This is a genomic window from Paucibacter sp. KCTC 42545, assembly GCF_001477625.1.
Taxonomy (GTDB): Bacteria; Pseudomonadota; Gammaproteobacteria; order Burkholderiales; family Burkholderiaceae_C; genus Paucibacter_A.
The window spans coordinates 5092658-5117351 of the sequence record NZ_CP013692.1; the positions used below are offsets into that span (position 1 = coordinate 5092658).

The 24694-nt window shown below is 58.8% G+C and carries 37 protein-coding genes; 36 read left to right on the forward strand and 1 reads right to left on the reverse strand.

What is annotated here, in order from left to right:
- The gene (gene tnpC, locus AT984_RS21820) at nt 1–1503 is read left to right on the forward strand and encodes an IS66 family transposase (protein ID WP_156422263.1); all 1503 of its coding nucleotides are present in this window, start codon (nt 1–3) and stop codon (nt 1501–1503) included.
- 20 nt (nt 1504–1523) lie between these two features.
- Here the strand turns inward: tnpC and AT984_RS21825 are convergent, their stop codons facing one another.
- Nucleotides 1524–1979 (reverse strand): putative toxin-antitoxin system toxin component, PIN family, encoded by a 456-nt coding sequence (locus AT984_RS21825; protein ID WP_082680394.1) that lies wholly within the window; start codon nt 1977–1979, stop codon nt 1524–1526.
- A gap of 319 nt (nt 1980–2298) precedes the next feature.
- Between AT984_RS21825 and rpsL the strand changes: the two genes are divergently transcribed.
- The 35 genes from rpsL to dsbD all read left to right on the forward strand — a co-directional run bounded on the left by rpsL (nt 2299) and on the right by dsbD (nt 24678).
- Nucleotides 2299–2676 (forward strand): 30S ribosomal protein S12, encoded by a 378-nt coding sequence (gene rpsL, locus AT984_RS21830; protein ID WP_058721899.1) that lies wholly within the window; start codon nt 2299–2301, stop codon nt 2674–2676.
- Between the two features lie 176 nt (nt 2677–2852).
- Nucleotides 2853–3323: a 30S ribosomal protein S7 gene (gene rpsG / locus AT984_RS21835; RefSeq protein WP_058721900.1), complete on the forward strand. Its 471-nt coding sequence runs from the start codon at nt 2853–2855 to the stop codon at nt 3321–3323.
- Nucleotides 3324–3393: 70 nt separating this feature from the next.
- A complete protein-coding gene (fusA, locus tag AT984_RS21840; protein WP_058721901.1) occupies nt 3394–5496 on the forward strand; it encodes an elongation factor G in 2103 nt (700 codons plus the stop codon).
- A 239-nt stretch (nt 5497–5735) separates the two neighbouring features.
- Nucleotides 5736–6926 (forward strand): elongation factor Tu, encoded by a 1191-nt coding sequence (gene tuf / locus AT984_RS21845; RefSeq protein WP_058721888.1) that lies wholly within the window; start codon nt 5736–5738, stop codon nt 6924–6926.
- Between the two features lie 94 nt (nt 6927–7020).
- Complete coding sequence (gene rpsJ, locus AT984_RS21850; protein ID WP_058721902.1) at nt 7021–7332, forward strand: 30S ribosomal protein S10; 312 nt, start codon at nt 7021–7023, stop codon at nt 7330–7332.
- Nucleotides 7333–7612: 280 nt separating this feature from the next.
- Nucleotides 7613–8284, forward strand: a complete 672-nt coding sequence (gene rplC / locus AT984_RS21855) for a 50S ribosomal protein L3 (protein WP_058721903.1) — start codon at nt 7613–7615, stop codon at nt 8282–8284.
- A complete protein-coding gene (rplD, locus tag AT984_RS21860) occupies nt 8284–8904 on the forward strand; it encodes a 50S ribosomal protein L4 (RefSeq protein WP_058721904.1) in 621 nt (206 codons plus the stop codon). The genes rplC and rplD overlap by 1 nt, the downstream gene beginning before the upstream one ends.
- The gene (gene rplW / locus AT984_RS21865; protein WP_058721905.1) at nt 8901–9218 is read left to right on the forward strand and encodes a 50S ribosomal protein L23; all 318 of its coding nucleotides are present in this window, start codon (nt 8901–8903) and stop codon (nt 9216–9218) included. Before rplD ends, rplW begins: the two co-directional genes overlap by 4 nt.
- A complete protein-coding gene (gene rplB, locus AT984_RS21870) occupies nt 9218–10042 on the forward strand; it encodes a 50S ribosomal protein L2 (protein ID WP_058721906.1) in 825 nt (274 codons plus the stop codon). Before rplW ends, rplB begins: the two co-directional genes overlap by 1 nt.
- 10 nt (nt 10043–10052) lie before the next feature.
- Entirely contained in the window at nt 10053–10331 is a 279-nt protein-coding gene (gene rpsS, locus AT984_RS21875) for a 30S ribosomal protein S19 (protein ID WP_058721907.1), read from the forward strand.
- A gap of 11 nt (nt 10332–10342) precedes the next feature.
- Nucleotides 10343–10672 (forward strand): 50S ribosomal protein L22, encoded by a 330-nt coding sequence (gene rplV / locus AT984_RS21880; RefSeq protein ID WP_058721908.1) that lies wholly within the window; start codon nt 10343–10345, stop codon nt 10670–10672.
- Between the two features lie 16 nt (nt 10673–10688).
- The gene (gene rpsC, locus AT984_RS21885) at nt 10689–11534 is read left to right on the forward strand and encodes a 30S ribosomal protein S3 (RefSeq protein ID WP_058721909.1); all 846 of its coding nucleotides are present in this window, start codon (nt 10689–10691) and stop codon (nt 11532–11534) included.
- Between the two features lie 2 nt (nt 11535–11536).
- A complete protein-coding gene (gene rplP / locus AT984_RS21890; RefSeq protein ID WP_058721910.1) occupies nt 11537–11953 on the forward strand; it encodes a 50S ribosomal protein L16 in 417 nt (138 codons plus the stop codon).
- Between the two features lie 13 nt (nt 11954–11966).
- Entirely contained in the window at nt 11967–12167 is a 201-nt protein-coding gene (gene rpmC, locus AT984_RS21895; protein ID WP_058721911.1) for a 50S ribosomal protein L29, read from the forward strand.
- Nucleotides 12164–12436, forward strand: a complete 273-nt coding sequence (gene rpsQ, locus AT984_RS21900) for a 30S ribosomal protein S17 (protein WP_058721912.1) — start codon at nt 12164–12166, stop codon at nt 12434–12436. The genes rpmC and rpsQ overlap by 4 nt, the downstream gene beginning before the upstream one ends.
- 150 nt (nt 12437–12586) lie before the next feature.
- The gene (locus AT984_RS21905; RefSeq protein WP_058721913.1) at nt 12587–13096 is read left to right on the forward strand and encodes a peroxiredoxin; all 510 of its coding nucleotides are present in this window, start codon (nt 12587–12589) and stop codon (nt 13094–13096) included.
- Between the two features lie 287 nt (nt 13097–13383).
- A complete protein-coding gene (rplN, locus tag AT984_RS21910) occupies nt 13384–13752 on the forward strand; it encodes a 50S ribosomal protein L14 (protein WP_058721914.1) in 369 nt (122 codons plus the stop codon).
- Between the two features lie 25 nt (nt 13753–13777).
- Nucleotides 13778–14095 (forward strand): 50S ribosomal protein L24, encoded by a 318-nt coding sequence (gene rplX, locus AT984_RS21915; RefSeq protein ID WP_058721915.1) that lies wholly within the window; start codon nt 13778–13780, stop codon nt 14093–14095.
- A gap of 10 nt (nt 14096–14105) precedes the next feature.
- Nucleotides 14106–14645, forward strand: coding sequence for a 50S ribosomal protein L5 (gene rplE / locus AT984_RS21920; protein ID WP_058721916.1), 540 nt, complete (start codon nt 14106–14108; stop codon nt 14643–14645).
- An 8-nt stretch (nt 14646–14653) separates the two neighbouring features.
- Entirely contained in the window at nt 14654–14959 is a 306-nt protein-coding gene (gene rpsN / locus AT984_RS21925) for a 30S ribosomal protein S14 (RefSeq protein WP_058721917.1), read from the forward strand.
- Between the two features lie 25 nt (nt 14960–14984).
- Nucleotides 14985–15380 (forward strand): 30S ribosomal protein S8, encoded by a 396-nt coding sequence (gene rpsH / locus AT984_RS21930; protein WP_058721918.1) that lies wholly within the window; start codon nt 14985–14987, stop codon nt 15378–15380.
- An 18-nt stretch (nt 15381–15398) separates the two neighbouring features.
- Nucleotides 15399–15932 carry a 50S ribosomal protein L6 gene (gene rplF / locus AT984_RS21935; RefSeq protein WP_058721919.1) on the forward strand — a complete coding sequence of 178 codons (534 nt, stop codon included), beginning with the start codon at nt 15399–15401 and terminating at the stop codon, nt 15930–15932.
- 11 nt (nt 15933–15943) lie between these two features.
- Complete coding sequence (gene rplR, locus AT984_RS21940) at nt 15944–16309, forward strand: 50S ribosomal protein L18 (RefSeq protein ID WP_058721920.1); 366 nt, start codon at nt 15944–15946, stop codon at nt 16307–16309.
- Between the two features lie 18 nt (nt 16310–16327).
- Nucleotides 16328–16846, forward strand: a complete 519-nt coding sequence (rpsE, locus tag AT984_RS21945; RefSeq protein WP_058721921.1) for a 30S ribosomal protein S5 — start codon at nt 16328–16330, stop codon at nt 16844–16846.
- A 20-nt stretch (nt 16847–16866) separates the two neighbouring features.
- On the forward strand, nt 16867–17049 hold the full coding sequence (rpmD, locus tag AT984_RS21950) for a 50S ribosomal protein L30 (protein WP_058721922.1): 183 nt from the start codon (nt 16867–16869) through the stop codon (nt 17047–17049).
- A 27-nt stretch (nt 17050–17076) separates the two neighbouring features.
- Nucleotides 17077–17508 carry a 50S ribosomal protein L15 gene (gene rplO / locus AT984_RS21955; protein WP_058721923.1) on the forward strand — a complete coding sequence of 144 codons (432 nt, stop codon included), beginning with the start codon at nt 17077–17079 and terminating at the stop codon, nt 17506–17508.
- Nucleotides 17509–17527: 19 nt separating this feature from the next.
- Nucleotides 17528–18838 (forward strand): preprotein translocase subunit SecY, encoded by a 1311-nt coding sequence (gene secY, locus AT984_RS21960; protein ID WP_058721924.1) that lies wholly within the window; start codon nt 17528–17530, stop codon nt 18836–18838.
- A gap of 49 nt (nt 18839–18887) precedes the next feature.
- Nucleotides 18888–19106: a translation initiation factor IF-1 gene (gene infA, locus AT984_RS21965; protein ID WP_009855680.1), complete on the forward strand. Its 219-nt coding sequence runs from the start codon at nt 18888–18890 to the stop codon at nt 19104–19106.
- A 60-nt stretch (nt 19107–19166) separates the two neighbouring features.
- Nucleotides 19167–19280 (forward strand): 50S ribosomal protein L36, encoded by a 114-nt coding sequence (gene rpmJ, locus AT984_RS22725; protein WP_082680256.1) that lies wholly within the window; start codon nt 19167–19169, stop codon nt 19278–19280.
- A gap of 33 nt (nt 19281–19313) precedes the next feature.
- The gene (gene rpsM, locus AT984_RS21970; RefSeq protein WP_058721925.1) at nt 19314–19679 is read left to right on the forward strand and encodes a 30S ribosomal protein S13; all 366 of its coding nucleotides are present in this window, start codon (nt 19314–19316) and stop codon (nt 19677–19679) included.
- 29 nt (nt 19680–19708) lie between these two features.
- Nucleotides 19709–20113, forward strand: coding sequence for a 30S ribosomal protein S11 (rpsK, locus tag AT984_RS21975; RefSeq protein WP_058721926.1), 405 nt, complete (start codon nt 19709–19711; stop codon nt 20111–20113).
- A 225-nt stretch (nt 20114–20338) separates the two neighbouring features.
- Nucleotides 20339–20962, forward strand: coding sequence for a 30S ribosomal protein S4 (gene rpsD, locus AT984_RS21980; RefSeq protein WP_058721927.1), 624 nt, complete (start codon nt 20339–20341; stop codon nt 20960–20962).
- Between the two features lie 153 nt (nt 20963–21115).
- Nucleotides 21116–22105 (forward strand): DNA-directed RNA polymerase subunit alpha, encoded by a 990-nt coding sequence (locus tag AT984_RS21985; RefSeq protein WP_058721928.1) that lies wholly within the window; start codon nt 21116–21118, stop codon nt 22103–22105.
- Nucleotides 22106–22198: 93 nt separating this feature from the next.
- Nucleotides 22199–22588 carry a 50S ribosomal protein L17 gene (rplQ, locus tag AT984_RS21990; protein ID WP_058721929.1) on the forward strand — a complete coding sequence of 130 codons (390 nt, stop codon included), beginning with the start codon at nt 22199–22201 and terminating at the stop codon, nt 22586–22588.
- 218 nt (nt 22589–22806) lie between these two features.
- Entirely contained in the window at nt 22807–24678 is a 1872-nt protein-coding gene (gene dsbD / locus AT984_RS21995) for a protein-disulfide reductase DsbD (RefSeq protein WP_058721930.1), read from the forward strand.
- Nucleotides 24679–24694: the final 16 nt, after the last annotated feature.

The window sequence follows — 24694 nt, forward strand, 5'->3', positions numbered from 1 at the left end:
ATCCACGAAGCCCAACTCGATGACCTGACACCCGCGCAGTTGCGCGTGCTGACCGAGCGACTGCTGAACGAGGTACGCCACAAGCAGGCCACCATCGACAAGCTCACGCACGAGAACGCGGTGCTCAAGCGGATGAAGTTCGCGGCCAGCAGCGAAGTGTTCCAAGGCGATCAGCGCAGCCTGCTCGAAGACTCGGTCGACGAAGACCTGGAGGCGGTGCAAAGCGAACTGCAGCAACTCGCCACCAGGCCAGCCAGCCCAGAGCGCCAGACACCCAGGCGCCAGGCTCTTCCGGCCGAGCTGCCACGCCGCGAGTTCCGCCACGAGCCTGACAGCACCCTGTGTACGTGCGGCTGCCAGATGAAGCGCATCGGCGAGGACGTGGCCGAGAAGCTGGACTACGAGCCCGGCGTGTTCACCGTCGAGCGTCACATCCGTGGCAAGTGGGCCTGTGCCAAGTGTGAGCGCTTGGTGCAAGCGCCGGTCGAGGCGCACGTCATCGACAAGGGCATTCCCACCGCTGGCCTGCTGGCGCAGGTGCTGGTCGCTAAGTACGCCGACCATCAACCGCTGTACAGGCAAGAAAGCATCTACGCCCGCTCCGGTGTGGCCTTGCCGCGGTCGACACTGGCCGCCTGGGTCGGCGCCTGCGGCGTGCAGTTGCAGCCGCTGGTGGACGCACTCAAGGCCGAGATGTTCAGCCACCGCGTGCTGCATGCCGACGAGACACCGGTCGCGATGCTCGATCCAGGTGCTGGCAAGACGCACAGGGCCTATTTGTGGAGCTACTGCACCGGCCAGTTCGAGGACAGCCGCATCGTCGTCTACGACTTCGCCGAGAGTCGCGCGGGCAAGCATGCGATGGAGTTCCTGGGCGACTGGCGCGGTGCGCTGGTTTGCGACGACTACTCCGGCTACAAGGCTCTGCTGGCCAAGGGCATGACTGAGGTGGGCTGCATGGCGCATGCGCGGCGCAAGTTCTACGAACTCTGGGCCAACCATCGCAGCCAGATCGCCGAGCAGGCGCTGAGCCACTTCGGCAAGCTGTACGAGGTCGAGCGCGAGGTGCAGGCATCTGCACCAGAGCAGCGACTGCAGGCCAGGCAGCGGCAGGCCAAGCCCGTGGCCGATGCCTTGCATCTCTGGCTCACGCTGCACCGGCAGAAGGTGCTAGACGGCTCAGCCACAGCCAAGGCCATCGACTACAGCCTCAAACGCTGGGTGGCGCTGATGCGCTACCTTGATGACCCCATGCTGCCCATCGACAACAACTGGGTCGAGAACCGTATCCGGCCTGTCGCGCTGGGGCGTTCGAATTGGCTCTTCGCTGGAAGCCTGCGCGCGGGCAAGCGAGCTGCGGCCGTCATGAGCTTGATCCAATCGGCCAAGCTCAATGGGCTGGAGCCATGGGCTTACCTGAAGGACGTGCTGACCAGGCTGCCGACACAGCCCGCCAGCCGTATCGCTGAGTTGCTGCCGCATCGCTGGGCGCAGCCGTCATAGCTTGAAGCCAGGTCAGCCAGTCAAGATGACTTGGCTGGACGCATACGGATTTCCACCCCGAAGGCGCGCGCCCGTTTGGCCAGCGCCAAAACCGCCCGGTCGCGCGAAATCAGCCAGCGCGCCTTGGCTTCAACCGCTAGGTCGATGAACATTTGGTCATCCGGATCGCGACAAATCAGGCGCACGGCCCGCGGCGGCACTTGGCTTGCCATGCTGCAGTACTGGGCAAAGCCTGCGCTCACCTGCGCCGGATCGGGGGCGTAGCTGGCCGCCACACCTCGGCCCAAGACGTGCAAGATTTCATCCAGCATGGCGGGCTGCCCCAGCCAGCGCAGGCGCCCGCTGCTCACTTCGGCCACCAGCAACTGCACGCGCACATCGTTGAAGACCAGCCAGTCCATCACGACTTGGGTGTCGATCACCACAGCCGGCGGGGGCGATGTGGAAAGGCGGGGCGCAGTTGGCGTGTTGGGCATGGGCTTGTTAGTGGCGAAGGCCGTCGAAAATTGCGGAAAAGCCGACAAGAATACCTGCAGCAGCCCATGTCAGAAGGGCGAATCGCCGCACCGCTTGTGCCTTTTCAGTGATCTGGTCTACAATCACAGGCTCTTCGGTGGGCCTTGCTGCGCATTTCGCGCGCGGTCACGAATTTTGATCTGGCGGGCATTCGTGCCTCCCCCAGTTAGACCGGATTCACTCCGGCCAGCCTCTCAAGCCTTGAGACAAGATTTTTAGGTCAGCTCATCCTGAGCCTCGCCGCCGAAGCGTGTGACTTCAAACGGGAACAAGTTACTTATGCCAACCATCAATCAACTCGTGCGCCACGGTCGTGAGACCGAGGTCACGAAATCCAAATCGCCAGCGATGCAGGGTTGCCCCCAGCGTCGTGGCGTGTGCACTCGCGTGTACACCACCACTCCTAAGAAGCCTAACTCGGCCCTGCGTAAGGTTGCCAAGGTTCGTCTGACGAACGGTTTCGAAGTGATTTCCTACATCGGCGGCGAAGGCCACAACCTGCAAGAACACAGCGTTGTGCTGGTTCGCGGCGGCCGTGTGAAGGACTTGCCTGGTGTGCGTTACCACATCGTGCGTGGCTCGCTGGACTTGCAAGGCGTGAAAGACCGCAAGCAGTCGCGTTCCAAGTACGGCGCGAAGCGTCCGAAGAACAAGTAAGAGTTGTCACGCGCAAGCACTATGCTCGCGCAAGATATTTAGCGGTTTGTGTCTGAGGCGAAAGCCCTGGCAGCAACCGAGTAAGTGGGTAGCCCCAAACAGAGCCCCGGCTCTTGGTGGATATCCAGCGGTACGGATCTTTGGTCCCTACCAACTGAAGCAAGAGGAAGAATCCCATGCCACGTCGTCGCGAAGTACCCAAGCGGGACATCCTGCCTGATCCTAAGTTCGGTAATGTCGATCTGTCCAAGTTCATGAACGTCATCATGGAATCGGGCAAGAAGGCTGTTGCAGAGCGCATCATCTACGGTGCCCTGGAACAAGTCGAAAAGAAGGTTGGCAAGGACCCCCTGGAAGTGTTCCTGGTCGCCTTGAACAACGTCAAGCCAATGGTCGAAGTGAAGTCACGCCGCGTTGGCGGTGCGAACTACCAAGTTCCCGTGGAAGTTCGTCCTGTCCGCCGTATGGCTTTGGCCATGCGTTGGCTGAAAGAATCGGCCCGCAAGCGTGGTGAAAAGTCCATGTCGCAGCGTTTGGCCAATGAGTTGCTCGAGGCCGCAGAAGGCCGCGGCGGCGCCATGAAGAAGCGTGACGAAGTTCACCGCATGGCAGAAGCCAACAAGGCCTTCTCGCACTTCCGCTTCTAAACTAGTTCGATTCAGCCGCCTCGGGTTATTACTGACCCGTTGGCGGCTCCTGCCTTTTTGGAGTGACATCATGGCACGCAAGACCCCCATCGAGCGCTACCGCAATATCGGTATCTCGGCGCACATCGACGCTGGCAAAACCACGACGACCGAGCGGATCCTCTTCTACACCGGTGTGAACCACAAAATCGGTGAAGTGCATGATGGCGCCGCCACCATGGACTGGATGGAGCAGGAGCAAGAGCGCGGCATCACCATTACTTCCGCAGCAACGACCTGCTTCTGGAAGGGCATGGACGCGAGCCGCCTTGAGCATCGCATCAACATTATTGACACCCCCGGCCACGTGGACTTCACCATTGAGGTGGAGCGTTCCATGCGCGTGCTGGACGGCGCCTGCATGGTCTATTGCGCCGTGGGTGGCGTGCAGCCGCAGTCGGAAACCGTCTGGCGTCAAGCCAACAAGTACAAAGTGCCGCGTCTGGCCTTTGTCAACAAAATGGACCGAACTGGCGCCAACTTCTACAAAGTCGTTGACCAGATGAAGGCTCGTCTGAAGGCGAACCCGGTTCCCGTCGTGCTGCCGATCGGCGCCGAAGAAAACTTCAAGGGCGTGATCGACCTGATCGTCATGAAGGCGATCTACTGGGACGAAGCTTCCCAGGGCATGAAGTTCGACTACCGCGAGATCCCTGCCGAGTTGCTGGCAGAAGCTCAAAAGTGGCGTGACAACTTGGTTGAGGCCGCCGCCGAAGCCAACGAAGACATGATGAACAAGTACCTGGAAACCGGTGAGCTCAGCGAAGCTGAAATCATGCAGGGCATCCGTACGCGTACTCTGGCTGCCGAAATCCAGCCGATGTTCTGCGGTACCGCGTTCAAGAACAAGGGCGTGCAGCGCATGCTGGACGGCGTGCTGGACTTCATGCCTTCGCCGATCGACGTTCCTCCCGTGCCTGGCACCGACGAAGATGACCTGCCGGTGACGCGTGACGCCTCCGACTCGGCCAAGTTCTCGGCTCTGGCCTTCAAGCTGATGACCGACCCCTACGTCGGTCAGCTGACTTTCGTGCGCGTTTACTCCGGCGTGCTGAAGTCGGGCGACTCGGTTTACAACCCGATTCGTGGCAAGAAAGAGCGTATCGGCCGGATCTTGCAGATGCACGCCAACCAGCGCGAAGAAATCTCGGAAATTCTGGCCGGCGACATCGCTGCATGCGTGGGCTTGAAGGACGTGACCACAGGCGAAACCCTGTGCGATCCCGAGTCGATCATCACCTTGGAAAAGATGGTGTTCCCTGAGCCTGTGATTTCGCAGGCCGTGGAACCCAAGACCAAGGCTGACCAGGAAAAGATGGGTATCGCCCTGGGCCGTCTGGCCAAGGAAGATCCTTCTTTCCGCCTGCGTACCGACGAAGAATCGGGCCAGACCATCATTTCCGGCATGGGCGAGTTGCACCTGGAAATTATTGTCGACCGCATGAAGCGTGAGTTCGGCGTGGAAGCCAACGTGGGCAAGCCGCAAGTGGCTTACCGCGAAACCATCCGCAAGACCGCAACCGACGTCGAAGGCAAGTTCGTTCGCCAGTCCGGTGGTAAGGGTCAGTACGGCCACGTGGTTCTGACGGTTGAGCCGCAAGAGCCGGGCAAGGGCTTCGAGTTCGTCGACGCTATCAAGGGCGGTGTGGTTCCTCGCGAATTCATCCCCGCGGTTGAGAAGGGCGTCATCGACAGCCTGCCTAACGGCGTGCTGGCAGGCTTCCCCGTGGTTGACGTCAAGGTCACACTGACCTTCGGTTCGTACCACGAAGTTGACTCGAACGAAAACGCCTTCAAGATGGCCGCTTCGATGGGCTTCAAGGAAGGCTGCCGTAAGGCTTCGCCGGTGATCCTGGAGCCGATGATGGCCGTGGAAGTTGAGACGCCTGAAGACTACGCCGGTAACGTGATGGGCGACCTGTCCAGCCGTCGCGGTATGGTTCAAGGTATGGACGACATGGTCGGCGGCGGCAAGGTCATCAAGGCCGAAGTCCCGTTGTCGGAAATGTTCGGCTACTCGACGACTCTGCGTTCCGCAACGCAAGGCCGCGCTACGTACACCATGGAGTTCAAGCACTACAGCGAAGCTCCTAAGAACGTGGCTGAAGCCATCATTACCGCTCGCGGTAAGTAAAGTCTTGGGGTTGGACCCGCGCAGCGGCTCCGACCCCATTGATTGAGTTGGGGTTGGGTCTGCGCAACCGATCTGGCCCCTCCTACTGAGTTGGGCTGAGGTTTTATCGCCTTGGTTCACTCACTTCATTTGAATCGTCTTCGTGAGGCTCTTCCCGTTTGCCAGTCGGCGGGAAATCAAGAGTGCACGGAAACGCTAAACCCTCAGACTGGCGACATGTTCTTTTTGGAGCAATAGCAATGGCAAAGAGTAAATTTGAGCGCACCAAGCCGCACGTCAACGTCGGCACCATCGGTCACGTTGACCATGGCAAGACCACGCTGACGGCTGCAATCGCAACCGTGCTGTCGGCCAAGTTCGGCGGCGAGGCCAAGGCCTACGACCAGATCGACGCAGCCCCCGAAGAAAAAGCGCGCGGCATCACGATCAACACCGCTCACGTTGAGTACGAAACGGCTAACCGCCACTACGCTCACGTTGACTGCCCCGGCCACGCTGACTATGTGAAGAACATGATCACCGGCGCCGCTCAGATGGACGGCGCGATCCTGGTTTGCTCGGCCGCTGACGGCCCAATGCCCCAGACTCGCGAGCACATCCTGTTGGCTCGTCAGGTCGGCGTGAAGTACATCATCGTCTTCCTGAACAAGTGCGACATGGTCGACGACGCTGAGCTGCTGGAACTGGTCGAAATGGAAGTGCGCGAGCTGCTGTCCAAGTACGACTTCCCCGGCGACGACACCCCCATCATCAAGGGTTCGGCCAAGCTGGCTCTGGAAGGCGACAAGGGCGACCTGGGCGAGCAAGCCATCATGCGTCTGGCCGATGCACTGGACACCTACATCCCTCAGCCTGACCGTGCCGTTGACGGCGCTTTCCTGCTGCCCGTGGAAGACGTGTTCTCGATCTCGGGTCGCGGCACTGTGGTGACCGGTCGTGTTGAGCGCGGCATCATCAAGGTCGGCGAGGAAATCGAAGTCGTCGGTATCCGCGACGTTCAGAAGACCACCGTTACCGGCGTGGAAATGTTCCGCAAGCTGCTGGACCAAGGTCAAGCTGGCGACAACGTCGGCATCTTGCTGCGCGGCACCAAGCGTGAAGACGTCGAGCGCGGCCAAGTTCTGGCCAAGCCCGGCTCGATCAAGCCGCACACCCACTTCACTGCTGAGATCTATGTTCTGAGCAAGGAAGAAGGCGGCCGTCACACGCCTTTCTTCAACAACTACCGTCCTCAGTTCTACTTCCGTACGACTGACGTGACCGGCGCTGTTGAGCTGCCCGCCGACAAGGAAATGGTCATGCCTGGCGACAACGTCGGCATCACCGTGAAGCTGATCGCTCCGATCGCCATGGAAACCGGTCTGCGCTTCGCTATCCGCGAAGGTGGCCGTACCGTGGGTTCGGGCGTGGTTGCCACCATCCTGGCCTAAGTCTTTTGCGTGATCGTCCCGGGAGCTGTTTAAAGCGGCGCCCGGGCTTCACCACCATCGCGACTTCGGTCGCTCGTTCTTTGAAGGAATCGTCATGCAAAAGCAAAAGATCCGCATCCGCCTGAAGGCGTTTGACTACAAGCTGATCGACCAATCGGCTGCCGAAATCGTTGAGACGGCTAAGCGCACTGGCGCCATCGTCAAGGGCCCCGTGCCCCTGCCGACACGCATGCAGCGTTTCGACATCCTGCGTTCGCCGCACGTCAACAAGACTTCGCGCGACCAGTTCGAAATCCGCACTCACCAGCGTCTGATGGACATCGTGGACCCGACCGACAAGACGGTTGATGCCTTGATGAAGCTCGACCTGCCGGCTGGCGTGGACGTCGAAATCAAGTTGCAGTAAAAGTTTGCTGGCCCGAGCCTCTCGGGTTGCAAATGAAGAAGGGCGGCCTCGGCTGCCCTTTTTTATGGCGCTTAGCAAGTAGTGCTTGCCTGAAACAAGGCGTGCACGCTATACTCGCAAGCTTTCCCGCGTTGGAATCTCCTGCGCGGGATTTTTCGCACCGGTAATTGGCGAGGATTTTGGTCCTTGTTGGTTAATCGGTGTCGAGGTCGCCCCGGCCAATCGTTGTCGGGTGTTTGTAAATGGCTTCCAGGGTCAACCTGTGGGGCTGGAGAAAACCATGAGTCTAAGCAATCGTCTCGGATTGCTGGGCCGCAAGGTGGGCATGATGCGCATCTTCACGGACGACGGCGATGCCGTGCCTGTGACGGTGTTGGATGTGTCCGATAACCGCGTGTCCCAGATCAAGACCGTAGAAAACGACGGCTACACCGCCATTCAGGTGGTGTTCGGTTCGCGCAAAGCTTCGCGCGTGACCAAGCCGGAAGCCGGTCACCTCGCCAAGGCGGGTGTTGAAGCCGGTCGTGTGATGAGCGAATTCCGCGTTGCCGCTGAAGTCGCTGCTGAGTACAAGCTGGGCGCGCAAGTGCCGGTCTCGCTGTTCGCAGCGGGTCAGCTGGTGGACGTGCAAGGCACTTCCATCGGTAAGGGCTTTGAAGGCACCATCAAGCGTCACAACTTCCATTCGCAGCGTGCGTCCCACGGTAACAGCCGTTCGCACAATGTTCCTGGCTCCATCTCGATGGCCCAGGATCCCGGTCGTGTGTTCCCTGGCAAGAAGATGTCGGGCCACCTGGGTGATGTGACCGTGAGCGTGCAAAACCTGGACATCGTGCGCGTTGACGAAGCTCGTCAATTGCTGCTGGTCCGCGGTGCCGTTCCGGGCGCCAAAAACGGCCACGTGGTCGTGCGCCCTGCCGTCAAGGTCAAGGTCAAGAAGGGAGCCAACTGATGCAGCTCGAGCTCCTGAATGAGCAAGGTCAGGCCACTGCCAAGGTGGACGCTCCTGACACGCTGTTTGCTCGCGATTACAACGAAGCCCTGGTGCACCAGGTGGTCGTGGCCTTCCAGGCCAACGCTCGCCAAGGTACCCGCGCCCAGAAGGACCGCGAACAAGTCAAGCACTCGACCAAGAAGCCGTTCCGTCAAAAGGGAACTGGCCGCGCGCGTGCTGGTATGACCTCCTCGCCTTTGTGGCGTGGCGGTGGTCGGATTTTCCCGAACATGCCCGACGAAAACTTCACGCACAAGCTGAATAAGAAGATGTACCGCGCCGGTATGGCCGCCATCTTGTCGCAGCTGGCTCGTGAAGGTCGCCTGGCCGTGGTGGATTCGATTTCCCTCGAAGCCCCCAAGACCAAGCTGTTGGCTGCCAAGTTCAAGGCCATGGGCCTGGAATCGGTGATGCTGATTGCCGACCAAGTGGACGACAACCTGTTGCTCGCTTCGCGCAATCTGGCCAATGTGCTGGTTTGTGAGCCCCGTTACGCTGACCCGCTGTCGCTCGTCTTCTACAAGAAGGTGTTGGTGACTAAGGCCGCAATGGAGCAACTCCAGGAGATGCTGGCATGAGCGCTGTGAAAACTTATTCTGAAGGCCGTTTGGCCTCGGTGCTGTTGGCGCCCATCGTGTCTGAAAAGGCTACGGCGGTTGCTGAGAAGCACAACCAAGTGTTGTTCAAGGTCTTGCGTGACGCCACCAAGCCCGAAATCAAGGCCGCTGTTGAACTGATGTTCAAGGTCGAGGTTGCGGCTGTGAACGTTGTTCAGGTCAAGGGCAAGGTCAAGAAGTTTGGCCGCTCCATCGGTCGACGCGACCACGTCAAGAAGGCGTACGTGTCGCTGAAGCCGGGCCAAGAGCTCAACTTCTCCGGGGAGGCTGCGTAATGGCCGTCGTTAAAGTCAAGCCAACCTCACCCGGCCGCCGTGCCGTTGTGAAGGTCGTGCACAAGCATCTGCACAAGGGCGCGCCCCACGCAGCTTTGCTTGAGCCGCAAATCCAGAATTCTGGCCGTAACAACAACGGTCACATCACGATTCGCCACAAGGGCGGTGGTCATAAGCACCACTACCGCGTGGTCGACTTCAAGCGCAACAAGGACGGAATTCCGGCCAAGGTTGAGACGATTGAGTACGACCCGAACCGTACGGCCCACATCGCTCTGGTGTGCTATGCCGACGGCGAGCGTAGCTACATCATCGCTCCTCGCGGTCTGGAAGTCGGTGCAACCATCTTGAGCGGCGCGGAAGCCCCGATCAAGGCCGGTAACTCCCTGCCGATCCGCAACATCCCGGTGGGTTCCACAATCCACTGCGTTGAAATGCTGCCAGGCAAGGGTGCTCAAATCGCCCGTTCGGCTGGCGTTTCGGTGGTGTTGATGGCGCGTGAAGGTGTTTACGCTCAGCTGCGTTTGCGTTCGGGCGAAGTCCGTCGCATTCACATCGACTGCCGCGCCACCATTGGTGAAGTGTCTAACGAAGAACATCAGCTGCGCCAGTACGGCAAGGCCGGTGCCATCCGTTGGAAGGGCATCCGTCCGACCGTTCGTGGTACTGCCATGAATCCGGTGGATCACCCGCACGGTGGTGGTGAAGGTCGTACCGGCGAAGGCCAAGCGCCCGTGTCGCCGTGGAACACCCTCACGAAGGGCTACCGCACTCGTAACAACAAGCGTACGCAGACGTTCATCGTTTCGCGTCGCAAGAAGTAAAGGGTAGGCCATGACTCGTTCACTCAAGAAGGGCCCCTTCATTGACCATCACCTCTTGGCTAAGGTCGAGAAGGCGGTTGCCAACAAGGACAAAAAGCCTATCAAGACTTGGTCGCGTCGCTCGACGATCCTGCCCGAATTCATCGGACTGACGATCGCTGTGCACAACGGCAAGCAACACGTGCCAGTTTATGTGTCGGACCAGATGGTCGGCCACAAGCTGGGCGAATTCGCGCTGACCCGCACCTTCAAAGGCCACCCCGCCGACAAGAAGGCCGGGAAGAAATAAGGATGCCAACGATGGAAACCAAAGCAATCGTTCGCGGTGTTCGCCTGTCGTGTGATAAGGGCCGCCTGGTGGCTGACCTGATCCGCGGTAAGAAGGTGGACCACGCGCTGAACATCCTGGAATTCACCCAGAAGAAGGCTGCAGTCATCATCAAGAAGGCGCTGGAAAGCGCCATCGCCAACGCCGAGCACAACGACGGCGCTGATATTGATGAGCTCAAGGTCACCACGATCTATGTGGAGCAAGGTGCAACTCTGAAGCGTTTCTCTGCCCGCGCCAAAGGCCGTGGCAACCGCATCAGCAAGCCCACTTGCCACATCTTCGTGTCGGTCGGCAACTGAAGGCTGAAGGAAGACTATGGGACAAAAAATCCATCCGGTTGGCTTTCGCCTGCCAGTCACCCGTAATTGGGCTTCGCGTTGGTACGCGTCGAACAAGAACTTCGCCACCATGCTGGCCGAAGATCTGCAAGTTCGCGAATACCTGAAGACCAAGCTGAAGAATGCCGCTGTGTCGCGCATTCTGATCGAGCGTCCTGCCAAGAACGCACGTATCACCATTTACTCGGCTCGTCCGGGCGTGGTGATCGGCAAGAAGGGCGAAGACATCGAAAACCTGAAGGCCGAGCTGACCAAGCGTCTAGGCGTGCCAGTGGCAGTGAACATCGAAGAAGTGCGCAAGCCTGAAATCGATGCTCAACTGATCGCTGACTCGATCACCCAGCAGCTGGAAAAGCGCATCATGTTCCGTCGCGCCATGAAGCGTGCGATGCAGAACGCAATGCGTTTGGGCGCTCAGGGCATCAAGATCATGTCGTCGGGCCGTCTGAACGGTATCGAAATCGCTCGTTGCGAGTGGTACCGTGAAGGCCGTGTGCCGCTGCACACCCTGAAGGCTGACATTGACTACGGTTTCTCTGAAGCCAGCACGACCTACGGCATCATCGGTGTCAAGGTCTGGGTCTATCGCGGTGACCGCCTCGCCAATGGCGATGCCCCCGTGATCAAGAGCGAAGCTGGTGAAGACGATCGTCGCCCACGTCGCAATACCCGTCCTGGCGCACCGAGTGGCCGTGGCCGTCCCGGTGGTGACCGTGGCCCGCGCGCCGACGGTGACAAGCCGGCCGGTGACGCTGCTCAGCCCGCTGCCAAGCGTGTGGTCCGCAAGGCCGCACCGGTGGCTGGCGAAGCCAAAGGAGAATAACAATGCTGCAACCAGCTCGTCGCAAATATCGCAAGGAGCAAAAGGGTCGTAACACGGGTGTTGCTACCCGTGGTGCTGCGGTGTCTTTTGGCGATTTCGGCCTGAAGGCAACCGAGCGCGGCCGTTTGACGGCTCGTCAGATCGAAGCTGCACGTCGTGCTATCTCGCGCCATATCAAGCGCGGTGGTCGTATCTTCATCCGCATCTTCCCTGACAAGCCGATCTCCCAGAAGCCTGCCGAAGTCCGTATGGGTAACGGTAAGGGCAACCCAGAGTACTATGTCGCTGAGATTCAGCCTGGCAAGGTGCTCTACGAGATCAACGGTGTGCCGGAAGCCCTGGCTCGCGAAGCGTTCACTCTGGCGGCTGCAAAGCTGCCCCTGAGCTGCACCTTCGTGACGCGCCAGGTCGGCACCTGAAGCGGAGAACACCATGAAAGCATCTGAACTGCGTGGCAAAGACGTCGCTGCCTTGGAAAAGGAAGTGACCGATCTGCTCAAGGCCCATTTCGGCCTGCGCATGCAAAAAGCCACACAACAGTTGAGCAATCACACTGTTTTGGGCAACACGCGCCGTGACATCGCTCGCGTCAAGACCATCTTGAACGAGAAGAAGAAGGGAGCCGCGAAATGACGCAAGCTCAAGCAACTACGAACACACGTACCCTGGTGGGCCGTGTGGTCAGCGACAAGCGCTCCAAGACCGTGACCGTGCTGGTCGAGCGTCGTGCCAAGCACGAGCTCTACGGCAAGATCGTGGCCCTCTCCCGCAAGTACCACGCCCATGATGAAAATGGCGAGTACAAGATGGGTGATGTGGTCGAGATCGCCGAAGGCCGTCCGCTGTCCAAGACCAAGAGCTGGGTTGTGACCCGCTTGGTTGAGAAGGCTCAAGCCGTCTAATCTCTCGTTGATTGAAGACGTTTGCTTTGTGTGGTCTTGTGCCGCATAAAGCATGAAACGGTCGGAACGCTGGAATACTAGCGGCCGACCGTTTTTTTATTGGCGCCGCATAAGTACGGCGACGCCTTTCTCACCAAACAAGGAGCTGCTATGTTGAAGATTGGTGATCAAGTGCCCGCAGGCAAACTGCAGGAATTCATTGAAGTCGCGGGCGAGGGCTGCTCGCTCGGCCCAAATGCCGTGGATATTGCCGCGGCTACTGCCGGCAAGAAGATTGCTGTGTTCGCGCTGCCAGGCGCTTTCACGCCCACTTGCTCGGCTCAGCATGTGCCGGGCTACAAAGAGCAGGCTGAGGCACTGAAGGCTGCTGGCGTTGACGAGATCTGGTGTGTTTCCGTCAATGACGCGTTCGTGATGGGCGCATGGGCGCGCGACCAGAAGACGAACGGCGTCATCCGTATGATGGCCGACGGCAATGCCGACTTCACCAAGGCTACGGGCCTGACTTTGGAGTTGGGCGCGCATGGCATGGGCTTGCGCTCGCAGCGTTATTCGATGTTGCTGGTCAATGGCCAGGTCAAGACGCTCAACATCGAGGGACCGGGCAAGTTTGAAGTGAGCGATGCGGCCACCATGCTGGCCCAAGCCAAGGCAAACTGATTGACTAGGCGCAGGGTAGAGCTGTTTTCTGCCCTGCGCCTTAATTTCTTTTGAGAAAGTGCTTGACGCACCAGGTGCGTTCAGTGCACAATCTAAAGCTTCGCCGAACGCAAGACACATCCGGTGGTGTGCTCTGGCCTCGGATCCGCCCTCAACTGCTGAGCGCAAGACTCTCACTGACGTGAGCAAGGTTTTGAGTTTGGTCAACGGGCCCAAGACTGCTTGATGACTCTGTTGCGCTGGGATGATCCTGGGTGGCGGGGAATTTAAGAAAAGTTGGGGATAACATGATTCAAATGCAATCGCGACTCGACGTCGCGGACAACACTGGCGCCAAGTCCGTCATGTGTATCAAGGTGCTTGGTGGTTCCAAGCGTCGGTACGCAGGCATTGGCGACATTATCAAGGTCAGCATCAAAGAAGCTGCTCCTCGTGCCCGAGTGAAAAAGGGTGAGGTCTACAGCGCTGTGGTCGTTCGTACCGCCAAGGGTGTCCGTCGTCAAGACGGCTCGCTGGTGAAGTTCGACGGCAATGCCGCCGTGCTGCTGAATGCCAAGCTGGAGCCGATCGGCACCCGTATCTTCGGCCCCGTGACGCGTGAACTGCGTACCGAGCGCTTCATGAAGATCGTGTCGCTGGCGCCAGAGGTTCTCTGAGCTCGGTCACAGTCAAAGGTAAGCCATGAACAAGATTCGTACAGGCGACCAAGTCATTGTTTTGACCGGTCGCGACAAGGGCAAGCGTGGCGCAGTTGCGCAACGCATTGATGCCGACCACATCGTTGTGGAAGGTATCAACGTCGTCAAGAAGCACGTCAAGCCGAACCCCATGAAGGGTACGACTGGCGGCGTCGTCGACAAGACAATGCCTATTCATCAATCCAACGTGGCGATTTTTAACGCTGCATCCGGCAAGGCCGATCGCGTGGGCATCAAGTCCCTCGCCGATGGCAAGAAGGTGCGCGTTTACAAGTCGACCGGCGAAGAGATCAAGGCTTAAGGGGTTAGACATGGCTCGTTTGCAAGCGTTTTATCGCGAAAAAGTTGTGCCTGGCCTCACCGAGAAGTTTGGTTACACCTCGGTCATGGAAGTGCCTCGCATCACCAAGATCACCCTGAACATGGGTGTCAGTGAAGCAGTCGCCGACAAGAAGGTCATGGATCACGCGGTCAATGATTTGACCAAGATTGCAGGTCAGAAGCCTGTTGTGACGAAGTCGAAGAAGGCGATTGCCGGCTTCAAGATTCGTGACAGCGTGCCTATCGGCTGCATGGTGACTCTGCGCGGTGTGCAGATGTATGAGTTCCTTGACCGCTTTGTCACCATCGCTCTGCCGCGTGTGCGTGACTTCCGTGGTATCTCGGGTCGTTCGTTTGATGGCCGTGGTAACTACAACATCGGCGTCAAAGAACAGATCATCTTCCCTGAGATCGACTACGACAAGGTGGATGCGCTGCGTGGGCTGAACATCAGCATCACCACTTCCGCCAAGACGGACGACGAGTGCAAGGCCTTGCTGGCTGCATTCAAGTTCCCGTTCAAGAACTGAGGTGACTCGTGGCAAAAACATCCCTTAAGCAACGTGAACTCAAGCGCGACGCGCTTGTGGCCAAGTATGCAAAGAAATACGCCGAACTGAAGGGCATCGCTAACGATGCCAAGAAGTCCGACGAAGAGCGTTACGTTGCTCGTCTTGAGCTGCAGAAGCTGCCCCGCAACGCCTACCCCACTCGCCAGCGTAACCGCTGCGCGTTGACAGGACGTCCCCGCGGTACTTTCCGCAAGTTCGGCTTGGGCCGTAACAAGATTCGCGAGCTGGCCTTCAAAGGCGACATCCCTGGTGTCGTCAAGGCTAGCTGGTAATCGGCACGATTAGGAGAAATCGCAAATGAGCATGAGTGATCCTATCGCCGACATGCTGACCCGTATTCGCAACGCCCAGAGCGTTGAGAAGGTCAGCGTCGTGATGCCGTCCTCGAAGTTGAAAGTGGCGATCGCCAAAGTCCTGAAGGACGAAGGCTATATCGACAGTTTCGCGGTGCGTGGCGAAGCCGCCCGCCCTGAGCTGGAGATTTCGCTGAAGTATTACGGCGGTAAGCCCGTGATCGAGCGCATTGAGCGCGTGAGCCGTCCCGGCCTGCGCATCTACAAGGGCCGCCACGACATTCCTCAGGTCATGAATGGCCTGGGTGTGGCGATTGTCACCACTCCGCAAGGCGTGATGACTGACCGCAAAGCACGTCAAGCCGGTATCGGCGGCGAAGTGCTCTGCTACGTCGCCTAAGCGCAAGGAGATATAACAATGTCCCGCGTTGGAAAAATGCCGGTCGCCATCCCGCAAGGTGTGGACGTTACCGTTACTGCTGAATCAATCAGCGTCAAGGGCTCGCTCGGTACGCTGGTGCGTCCGATCAACAGCCTGGTGTCGGTCAAGAGCGAAGGCGGCAAGCTGAGCTTCGCCCCGACGGACGACTCGACTGCTGCTGGTGCCATGAGTGGCACCGTGCGCGCCTTGGTGGCCAATATGGTCACTGGCGTTAGCAAGGGCTTCGAGCGCAAGCTGAACTTGGTCGGCGTGGGCTTCCGTGCCCAGGCTCAAGGTCAGAAGCTCAACCTGCAAATCGGCTTCTCTCACCCTGTGGTGAAAGACATGCCGGCTGGCATCAAGGTTGAGTGCCCGACTCAGACCGAAATCCTGATCAAGGGCTCGGACGCTCAAGTGGTCGGTCAGATCGCCGCCGAAGTGCGCGCCTTCCGTCCGCCAGAGCCCTACAAGGGCAAGGGCATCCGCTATTCTGACGAAAAGGTCTCTCTCAAAGAGACCAAGAAGAAGTAAGGAGCAGCGCAATGTTGACCAAAAAAGAACAGCGCATCCGTCGCTCGCGTCAGACCCGTGCTCGCATCGCCAACCAGCGCGTTGTGCGCTTGACGGTGTTCCGCTCGAATCTGCACATCTACGCCAGCGTCATTTCCGACGACGGCACCCGTGTGCTGGCAAGCGCTTCGACCGCCGAGAAGGCAGTTCGCGAACAACTCGGTGGCAATGGCAAGGGCGGCAACGTCGCTGCCGCGACACTGATTGGCAAGCGTATCGCCGAGAAGGCCAAGGCCGCTGGCGTCGAGAAGGTTGCTTTCGACCGCGCAGGCTTTGCCTACCACGGCCGGATCAAGGCCCTGGCCGAAGCAGCCCGCGAAGCCGGTCTGCAGTTCTGACGCACAAAGGAATTCGAAATGGCAAAGTTTCAACCCCGCGTTCAGACCGAAGGCAATGACGACGGCCTGAAGGAAAAGATGATCGCGATCAACCGCGTCACCAAAGTTGTGAAGGGCGGCCGTACGCTGTCTTTCGCAGCTCTGACGGTGGTCGGTGATGGCGCAGGTCGTATCGGCATGGGCAAAGGCAAGGCGAAGGAAGTTCCCGTCGCCGTGCAAAAGGCCATGGAATCCGCTCGCCGCAACATGATCAAGGTCGATCTGCGCAACGGTTCGATTCACCACAATGTGGTGGGCGAGCATGGCGCTTCGCACGTGATGATGGTGCCTGCACAGCCCGGTACCGGCGTTATTGCTGGCGGCCCGATGCGCGCAGTCTTCGAAGTGATGGGCGTGACCGACATCGTGACCAAGAGCCACGGTTCGACCAACCCTTACAACCTGGTGCGTGCCACCTTGGACGCTCTCAAGCGCTCCACGACGGCAACGCAAATTGCTGCCAAGCGCGGCAAGTCGGTCGAAGAAATTCTCGGCTGATCGCAGCACTGGAGTCACATATGTCTGACAAGAAAACTCTGACCGTCAAGCTGGTTCGCAGCCCCATCGGCACACGTGCTTCGCACCGTGCTACCGTGGTTGGCCTCGGCTTGCGCAAGCTCAACAGCACCAAGGTGCTGGAAGATACGCCTGCGGTTCGCGGCATGATCAACAAGATCGCCTACCTCGTGCAGGTGCTCTAAGCACCATCACGATTAGAGGACAAGAAGATGCAACTCAATACGATTCAACCCGCGTCTGGTGCTAAGCACTCGAAGCGCCGTGTGGGCCGTGGCATCGGTTCGGGCTTGGGCAAAACTTGCGGCCGCGGCCACAAGGGTCAAAAGTCGCGTGCTGGTGGTTACCACAAGGTGGGCTTCGAAGGCGGTCAAATGCCTTTGCAGCGTCGCCTGCCTAAGCGCGGCTTCAAGTCGACCACGCTGAAGTTCAATGCTGAGATCAACCTCGACGACCTGCAAAACCTGGTTGCCGAAGAGATCGACCTGCTGACGCTGAAGGCTGTTGGCTTGGTGCCTGAACTGGCTCGCAATGCTAAGGTCATTCTGTCTGGCGCCATCAGCCGCAAAGTTACGCTCAAGGGCGTGGCTGCAACGGTCGGTGCTAAGGCTGCGATTGAAGCCGCTGGCGGCTCGGTTGCCTAAATAGAACGGCAAGGGAACTGTGGCTACCAACGCAAACCAACTGGCCAAGAGCGGCAAGTTCGGCGACTTGCGTCGTCGGCTTGTGTTTCTATTGCTGGCACTGGTGGTCTACCGAATCGGGGCGCATATCCCCGTGCCCGGTATCGATCCAGGCCAGCTGAAGCAGTTCTTCAAGGGTCAGGAGGGTGGCATCCTTTCCCTGTTCAATATGTTTTCGGGCGGTGCGCTGTCGCGCTTTACCGTCTTCGCGCTGGGCATCACGCCCTACATCTCGGCTTCCATCGTCATCCAATTGATGACTTATGTGGTGCCGGCGTTGGAAGCGCTGAAGAAGGAAGGCGAAGCAGGGCGCCGCAAGATCACGCAGTACACGCGTTATGGCACTTTGGGCCTGGCGATTTTTCAGTCCTTGAGCATTGCTCTGGCGCTGGAAAGTTCGGCAGGCCTGGTGATCAGCCCCGGTTTTGGTTTCCGCCTCACGGCAGTTTCCAGCTTGGTGGCAGGCACCATGTTCCTGATGTGGTTGGGTGAGCAGATTACCGAGCGTGGCTTGGGCAACGGGATTTCGATCCTGATCTTCGGCGGTATCGCTGCAGGTCTGCCAGGTGCCATCGGTGGTTTGTTGGGGCTGGTGCAAACCGGTGCCATGGGTCCTGTGTCCTCTTTGTTCATTGTGGCCGTTGTGGTCGCTGTGACGTACTTGGTGGTGTTTGTCGAGCGCGGTCAGCGCAAGATCTTGGTGAACTATGCCAAGCGCCAAGTGGGCAATAAGGTCTACGGCGGCCAGAGCTCGCATCTGCCTCTCAAGCTCAATATGTCGGGCGTGATTCCGCCAATCTTCGCGTCGTCTATCATCCTGCTGCCGACCACCATGGTGAGTTGGTTTGCAACCGGTGACAGCATGCGTTGGTTGAAGAACATCGCGGATATGCTGCATCCAGGTCAGCCGATTTACGTGCTGCTGTATGCCTCAGCCATTGTGTTCTTCTGCTTCTTCTATACGGCTCTGGTGTTTAACAGCCGTGAGACAGCAGACAACCTGAAGAAGAGTGGCGCGTTCATCCCGGGCATTCGCCCAGGTGAGCAAACTGCGAAACATATTGACAAGATTTTGTCCCGTCTGACTCTGGCTGGCGCCATCTACATCACCGGTGTGTGCTTGTTGCCTGAGTTCTTGACCTTGAAGTACAACGTGCCCTTCTATTTCGGTGGCACCTCCTTGTTGATCATTGTTGTGGTCACCATGGACTTCTGGGCTCAAGTGCAGTCATACGTGATGAGTCAGCAGTACGAATCGCTGTTGAAGAAGTCGAATTTCAAGGCCAGCTGAAAAGCTGAGTCAACGTTTAACCAAGATCCATCAGAACAGAAACGAAGGCATGGCGAAAGACGACGTCATTCAGATGCAAGGCGAGATTCTTGAGAATCTTCCAAATGCTACGTTTCGTGTGAAGCTGGAGAACGGGCATGTCGTTCTCGGCCACATCTCGGGCAAGATGCGTATGCATTACATTCGTATCTTGCCAGGTGATAAGGTCACCGTTGAACTAACCCCGTACGACTTGAGTCGTGCTCGCATCGTGTTCCGGGCGAAGTGAGCTTTTTAATTCCCCGGGTTCCGCGCTGAGAGCGCTTTTGAGAAGGTCAAGGAGCAGACTATGAAAGTTTCGGCATCCGTCAAGCCGATGTGCCGCAATTGCAAAGTCATCCGTCGCAAGGGTGTGGTGCGTGTGATCTGTACAGATCCGCGCCACAAACAGCGTCAGGGCTGATTGCTGCATTAACGAGCGAATTAGAGGACGCAAATGGCACGTATTGCTGGTATTAATATTCCACCGCACAAGCACACTGAGATCGGTCTGACTTCGATCTACGGCATTGGCCGTACGACCGCCCAGAAGATCTGCACAACTTGCGCGATTCCGTTCGACAAGAAGGTCAAGGACCTCACCGACGCTGATCTGGAAAAGATCCGTGACGAAGTGGGCCGCATGACCATCGAAGGCGATCTGCGCCGCGAGATGTCGATCAACATCAAGCGTTTGATGGACCTCGGTTGCTACCGTGGTTTCCGTCATCGTCGCGGTCTGCCGATGCGCGGTCAGCGCACCCGCACGAACGCTCGCACTCGTAAAGGCCCGCGTAAGTCGGCCGCTACGGGCAAGAAGTGATCTGCGCTAAGCATTGAAAGAAGGTCAAGATGGCAAAAGCACCCAATAACTCGGCTGCGCAGCGCGTTCGCAAGAAGGTTCGCAAGAACGTCGCCGATGGCATTGCACACGTTCACGCGTCGTTCAATAACACGATCATCACGATCACTGACCGCCAAGGCGGCGCACTGTCCTGGGCTTCCAGTGGCGGACAAGGCTTCAAGGGCTCGCGCAAGTCGACGCCTTTCGCAGCTCAAGTCGCTGCTGAAGTTGCAGGTCGTGCAGCTCAAGATCAAGGCATCAAGAATTTGGATGTCAAGATCAAGGGCCCAGGTCCTGGCCGTGAGTCCTCGGTGCGCGCATTGGGCGCCCTGGGCATCCGGATCAACTCGATCTCTGACGTGACGCCAGTGCCGCACAACGGCTGCCGTCCGCAAAAGCGTCGTCGTATCTAAGGGCTTTCCCTTTTGATGCGGAAGATGCCATAATCGACGTTTTTCCCGCGCCGGCGGGCACGCAAGTGCCGCGCCGGCTGTTTCGTTGAACTTGCAGGTGCAGTTTCTGTGCCGAAGTTTGTAAGACCACCGTCTGAGTCGTAAAAAAACACTGGCCAGACTCGCGTGCGAGCAGTTTGCTTCAAAGCATTCGGCCGTACGTCAGATTGAATAAGGACACGCAAAGTGGCACGTTATCTCGGCCCCAAGGCCAAACTTTCCCGCCGCGAAGGCACCGATCTGTTCCTGAAGAGCGCTCGCCGCCCGATCAGCGACAAGGCTAAATTTGACAGCAAGCCCGGCCAACACGGCCGCACTTCTGGCCAGCGTACGTCGGACTTCGGTCTGCAACTGCGTGAAAAGCAGAAGGTCAAGCGTATGTACGGCGTTTTGGAGCGTCAGTTCCGCCGCTACTTCGCTGAAGCCGAGCGCCGTAAGGGCTCGACCGGCACCAACCTTCTGGCTCTGCTGGAATCGCGTCTGGACAACGTCGTCTATCGCATGGGTTTCGGTTCGACCCGCGCTGAAGCACGTCAGCTCGTGTCGCACAAGGGCATCACCGTGAACGGTGAAGTCGTCAACATTGCTTCTTACTTGGTTAAGGCCGGTGACATCGTCGCCGTGCGCGAAAAGGCCAAGAAGCAGCTGCGTATCATCGACGCGCTGAAGTTGGCTGAGTCGATCGGCCTGCCGGCCTGGGTGACGGTTGACGCCACCAAGCTGGAAGGTGTGTTCAAGAAGGCGCCTGACCGTGATGAGTTCGGCGCTGAGATCAACGAATCGCTGATCGTTGAGTTGTACTCGCGTTAATCGTTTCGCTGTTGCCGGCGGTGCCCTTTGACTAAAAAGTTAGCGGGCCCTGTCGGCGTTCCCTCGTCTGGGCTAGGCCTATCTGTGGCTCTGCCCGGTTGGTCCCTCAGCCTTATCGGTGTAACGAACCGAGGGTATTGAAAGAAAGACCTCATGCAAACAAATCTGCTCAAGCCCAAATCCATCAATGTGGAACCCCTCGGCGGTCATCGCGCGAAGGTAACGCTGGAACCGTTCGAACGCGGCTATGGCCACACGCTGGGCAACGCCCTGCGTCGCGTGCTGCTGTCTTCGATGGTGGGTTATGCGCCGACGGAAGTGACCATTGCTGGTGTCTTGCACGAGTACTCGGCAATCGACGGCGTGCAAGAGGACGTGGTTCACATCATGCTGAACCTCAAGGGCGTGGTTTTCCGTCTGCACAACCGTGAAGAAGTGACCCTGGTCCTGCGCAAGGAAGGTGAAGGCCCGGTGACGGCTGCCGACATCCAGACGCCGCATGACGTCGAGATCATCAACCCTGAGCACGTCATCGCCCATCTGTCGCAAGGCGGCAAGTTGGACATGCAGATCAAGGTTGAAAAGGGCCGTGGCTATGTGCCCGGCACGATGCGCCGCTACGGTGACGAGCCGACCAAGTCGATTGGCCGTATCGTTCTGGATGCGTCCTTCTCGCCCGTGCGTCGCGTGAGCTACGCCGTTGAGAACGCCCGCGTTGAGCAGCGTACCGATCTGGACAAGCTGGTCATGGAAATCGAAACCAACGGCGCTATTTCGCCTGAGGAAGCGATCCGTGCGTCGGCCAAGATCCTGGTGGAACAACTGGCGGTGTTCGCACAGCTGCAAGGCACGGACGTGGGCGATATCTTCGACCAGCCGGCCCAGCGTTCCAGCAGCTTCGACCCGATCCTGCTGCGTCCTGTGGATGAGCTCGAGTTGACCGTTCGTTCGGCCAACTGCCTGAAGGCAGAGAACATCTACTACATCGGCGATCTGATCCAGCGCACCGAGACCGAGTTGCTGAAGACCCCGAATCTGGGTCGCAAGTCGCTCAACGAAATCAAGGAAGTTCTGGCTTCGCGTGGCTTGACTCTGGGCGCTCGCCTGGAGAACTGGCCCCCGCAAGGTCTGGACAAGCGTTAATTAGTTTTTGAAAAAGGGTGGCTAACCGCCACCCGGTGCCCCCGGGCAGTACCTGATACGGCTGCTGGGATTAATCTAGAAAGGAATAGCACCATGCGTCACCGTAACGGCCTCCGTAAGCTCAACCGTACCAGCGAACACCGCAAGGCAATGTTGCGCAATATGTGCAACTCGCTGCTGCAACACGAAGCCATCAAGACCACGGTCCCCAAGGCCAAGGAACTGCGTCGCGTTGTCGAGCCTTTGATCACTTTGGCCAAGGTGCCCACGCTGGCTAACCGCCGCCTGGCATTCGACCGCCTGCGTGACCGCGACATGGTCACCAAGTTGTTCAACGAACTGGGCCCGCGTTTCGCCGCGCGTCCGGGCGGCTACACCCGCATCTTGAAGATGGGTTTCCGCGTTGGCGACAATGCACCGATGGCCTATGTTGAACTGGTGGATCGCGCCGAAGGCGAGACCGCTGGCGAAGCCGTCGAGTAAGTTAACGGTTACCGAGCTTGCTGCCCTTCGGGTGCGCAAGCGCGGCAACTGAGTTGAAAGGCCGGCTAATCGCTGGCCTTTTTTTCGCCTATTGTTCGCGTACTGATCTCGCGGTGCAGCCAGTAAGGCTCGGGCTCCCAAGCTTAGCGCTGTGAATGCGTATAAGCTGGCGACCCGCACGCCGCTCAGGGCTTGCCTTCTCGTGAATTCCAATTTCCATGACTCGACTTCTCAAGTTCAAAGCGCTCGCGCTACTGGCCCTGTTTTCTTTGGCGCTCCTGCCGGGGCTGGCACGTGCCGATGATTTCCTGGAGCCCGAACAAGCATTCAAGCTGACCGTCAAAGCCATTGGCGGGGACAAGCTGGCCATCAACTATGAGATTGCGCCTGGCTACTATATGTACCGCGAGCAGTTCAAGCTCGAGGCGGCTGGGGCCACGCTAGGGGCCATTGCCATCCCTGCTGGGAAAACCAAGTTTGACGAGACCTTTCAAAAGACGGTGGAGGTCTACCGCGATGGCTTGAACGTGCCGGTCACGGTCAGTCAGGCGGCGGCTAAGTTCAATTTGTCGATCACGGGTCAAGGCTGTGCAGACAAAGGCTTGTGCTATCCGCCGATGACGGCGGTGTACGAGGTAAGCCTGCCGGGCTTTGGTGGTGAGGGCAGCGTCAAGCGGGCTGAGTCCATCGAGCCGGGTAGTGCAACGCAGGGTATTGCCGCAGGCACGGAAACGTCGTCCTCGAAGCCCGCTCCCGGCGCAGTGAGCGCAGGCCCAGCCTCCGAGATAGGGCGTTTGGATGCCGCCCTGCAGTCGGGTCGTTTCTGGACCGTGGTGGGCGTGTTCTTCGTTGCCGGGCTGCTGTTGTCGTTGACGCCTTGCGTCTTGCCGATGCTGCCGATCTTGTCGTCCATCATCGTGGGCACAGCGGGTGCAGGCAAGGCGAGCCGCAGCCGCGGTCTGGCCTTGGCCATGAGCTATTCCTTGGGCATGGCCTTGATCTATACCGCTTTGGGCGTCGCAGCCGGTCTCGCCGGAGAGGGCTTGGCGGCCACATTACAAAAGCCCTGGGTCTTGGCGGCATTCGCCGTGGCGTTGGTGCTGTTCTCCTTGTCCATGTTCGGTGCGTATGAGTTGCAGTTGCCGAGCGGGTTGACAGGCGGTCTGTCGCAGGCTTCACAACGTCTGCCAGCAGGCCGCTTCCTGGGTGTCTTTGTCATGGGCGGTGTGTCTGCCTTGATCGTCAGCCCCTGCGTGGCGGCGCCCTTGGCTGGTGCTTTGCTGTACCTGAGCCAAACCCGCGACGTCATGTTGGGTGGCAGCGCGCTGTTTGCACTGGCCTGTGGCATGAGTGTCCCCTTGCTGCTGCTTGGCGCCTCCGCTGGCAGCCTGCTGCCACGTGCCGGTGCCTGGATGGACGGGGTCAAGCATTTCTTCGGCATGCTGCTGTTGGCGGTGGCTTTGTGGACGGTGCAACCGGTGCTGCCAGCTGGTGTGACACAGGCGTTGTGGGGTGCTTTGCTGATCGGCACGGCGGCCATGCTGGGTCTGTTCCAGCCGGCCCATGCCATTCATCGTCCGCGCACCTGGTTGCGTAAGACGGCTGCGGTGGTGTCGCTTGTTTTTGGATTGCTGCAATTGGTGGGAGCCGCGGCAGGCGGCACCGACCCGCTCAAACCTTTGGCTGGCTTCGGTCGTGTCGAGGCGCAAAGCCTTGGTGCCGAGCCGGCAGGCGCACTGAAGTTCCAGAAGATCAGCAGCGTAGCTGAGCTCGACGCGGCGATCGCCCAGGCGGGCCGGCCAGTGATGCTGGACTTTTATGCCGACTGGTGCGTGTCCTGCAAAGAGATGGAGCGTTTCACTTTCACGGACCCGGCCGTCAAGGCCAAGCTCGCTGGCGCGCTGCTATTGAAGGCCGATGTGACAGCCAACAGTCCCGAAGACCGCGCCTTGCTCAAGCGCTTCAAGTTGTTCGGCCCGCCGGGCACCATCTTCTTTGATGCCCAGGGTCAGGAGCTGGCGGGTGTGCGAGTAATCGGCTTTCAAAACGCCGAACGCTTTCTTTCTTCACTCAATATGGCAGGACTTTGACGTAAACCCTAAAAGT

What these genes read in the sequence shown, in the direction of transcription:
- rplO (WP_058721923.1), top strand. Translation starts at nt 17,077, where the DNA reads ATGCAACTCAATACGATTCAACCCGCGTCTGGTGCTAAGCACTCGAAG.
- rplW (WP_058721905.1), top strand. Translation starts at nt 8,901, where the DNA reads ATGAGCGCTGTGAAAACTTATTCTGAAGGCCGTTTGGCCTCGGTGCTG.
- rpsM (WP_058721925.1), top strand. Translation starts at nt 19,314, where the DNA reads ATGGCACGTATTGCTGGTATTAATATTCCACCGCACAAGCACACTGAG.
- rpsH (WP_058721918.1), top strand. Translation starts at nt 14,985, where the DNA reads ATGAGCATGAGTGATCCTATCGCCGACATGCTGACCCGTATTCGCAAC.
- rplX (WP_058721915.1), top strand. Translation starts at nt 13,778, where the DNA reads ATGAACAAGATTCGTACAGGCGACCAAGTCATTGTTTTGACCGGTCGC.
- rpmJ (WP_082680256.1), top strand. Translation starts at nt 19,167, where the DNA reads ATGAAAGTTTCGGCATCCGTCAAGCCGATGTGCCGCAATTGCAAAGTC.
- fusA (WP_058721901.1), top strand. Translation starts at nt 3,394, where the DNA reads ATGGCACGCAAGACCCCCATCGAGCGCTACCGCAATATCGGTATCTCG.
- rplD (WP_058721904.1), top strand. Translation starts at nt 8,284, where the DNA reads ATGCAGCTCGAGCTCCTGAATGAGCAAGGTCAGGCCACTGCCAAGGTG.
- AT984_RS21825 (WP_082680394.1), bottom strand. Translation starts at nt 1,979, where the DNA reads ATGCCCAACACGCCAACTGCGCCCCGCCTTTCCACATCGCCCCCGCCG.
- AT984_RS21905 (WP_058721913.1), top strand. Translation starts at nt 12,587, where the DNA reads ATGTTGAAGATTGGTGATCAAGTGCCCGCAGGCAAACTGCAGGAATTC.
- rplR (WP_058721920.1), top strand. Translation starts at nt 15,944, where the DNA reads ATGTTGACCAAAAAAGAACAGCGCATCCGTCGCTCGCGTCAGACCCGT.
- rplF (WP_058721919.1), top strand. Translation starts at nt 15,399, where the DNA reads ATGTCCCGCGTTGGAAAAATGCCGGTCGCCATCCCGCAAGGTGTGGAC.
- rplC (WP_058721903.1), top strand. Translation starts at nt 7,613, where the DNA reads ATGAGTCTAAGCAATCGTCTCGGATTGCTGGGCCGCAAGGTGGGCATG.
- rplQ (WP_058721929.1), top strand. Translation starts at nt 22,199, where the DNA reads ATGCGTCACCGTAACGGCCTCCGTAAGCTCAACCGTACCAGCGAACAC.
- rpsG (WP_058721900.1), top strand. Translation starts at nt 2,853, where the DNA reads ATGCCACGTCGTCGCGAAGTACCCAAGCGGGACATCCTGCCTGATCCT.
- rpsL (WP_058721899.1), top strand. Translation starts at nt 2,299, where the DNA reads ATGCCAACCATCAATCAACTCGTGCGCCACGGTCGTGAGACCGAGGTC.
- tuf (WP_058721888.1), top strand. Translation starts at nt 5,736, where the DNA reads ATGGCAAAGAGTAAATTTGAGCGCACCAAGCCGCACGTCAACGTCGGC.
- rplV (WP_058721908.1), top strand. Translation starts at nt 10,343, where the DNA reads ATGGAAACCAAAGCAATCGTTCGCGGTGTTCGCCTGTCGTGTGATAAG.
- AT984_RS21985 (WP_058721928.1), top strand. Translation starts at nt 21,116, where the DNA reads ATGCAAACAAATCTGCTCAAGCCCAAATCCATCAATGTGGAACCCCTC.
- rplP (WP_058721910.1), top strand. Translation starts at nt 11,537, where the DNA reads ATGCTGCAACCAGCTCGTCGCAAATATCGCAAGGAGCAAAAGGGTCGT.
- rpsQ (WP_058721912.1), top strand. Translation starts at nt 12,164, where the DNA reads ATGACGCAAGCTCAAGCAACTACGAACACACGTACCCTGGTGGGCCGT.
- rpsC (WP_058721909.1), top strand. Translation starts at nt 10,689, where the DNA reads ATGGGACAAAAAATCCATCCGGTTGGCTTTCGCCTGCCAGTCACCCGT.
- rplN (WP_058721914.1), top strand. Translation starts at nt 13,384, where the DNA reads ATGATTCAAATGCAATCGCGACTCGACGTCGCGGACAACACTGGCGCC.
- rpmC (WP_058721911.1), top strand. Translation starts at nt 11,967, where the DNA reads ATGAAAGCATCTGAACTGCGTGGCAAAGACGTCGCTGCCTTGGAAAAG.
- rpsS (WP_058721907.1), top strand. Translation starts at nt 10,053, where the DNA reads ATGACTCGTTCACTCAAGAAGGGCCCCTTCATTGACCATCACCTCTTG.
- rplE (WP_058721916.1), top strand. Translation starts at nt 14,106, where the DNA reads ATGGCTCGTTTGCAAGCGTTTTATCGCGAAAAAGTTGTGCCTGGCCTC.
- rplB (WP_058721906.1), top strand. Translation starts at nt 9,218, where the DNA reads ATGGCCGTCGTTAAAGTCAAGCCAACCTCACCCGGCCGCCGTGCCGTT.
- rpsE (WP_058721921.1), top strand. Translation starts at nt 16,328, where the DNA reads ATGGCAAAGTTTCAACCCCGCGTTCAGACCGAAGGCAATGACGACGGC.
- rpsK (WP_058721926.1), top strand. Translation starts at nt 19,709, where the DNA reads ATGGCAAAAGCACCCAATAACTCGGCTGCGCAGCGCGTTCGCAAGAAG.
- infA (WP_009855680.1), top strand. Translation starts at nt 18,888, where the DNA reads ATGGCGAAAGACGACGTCATTCAGATGCAAGGCGAGATTCTTGAGAAT.
- rpsJ (WP_058721902.1), top strand. Translation starts at nt 7,021, where the DNA reads ATGCAAAAGCAAAAGATCCGCATCCGCCTGAAGGCGTTTGACTACAAG.
- rpmD (WP_058721922.1), top strand. Translation starts at nt 16,867, where the DNA reads ATGTCTGACAAGAAAACTCTGACCGTCAAGCTGGTTCGCAGCCCCATC.
- dsbD (WP_058721930.1), top strand. Translation starts at nt 22,807, where the DNA reads ATGACTCGACTTCTCAAGTTCAAAGCGCTCGCGCTACTGGCCCTGTTT.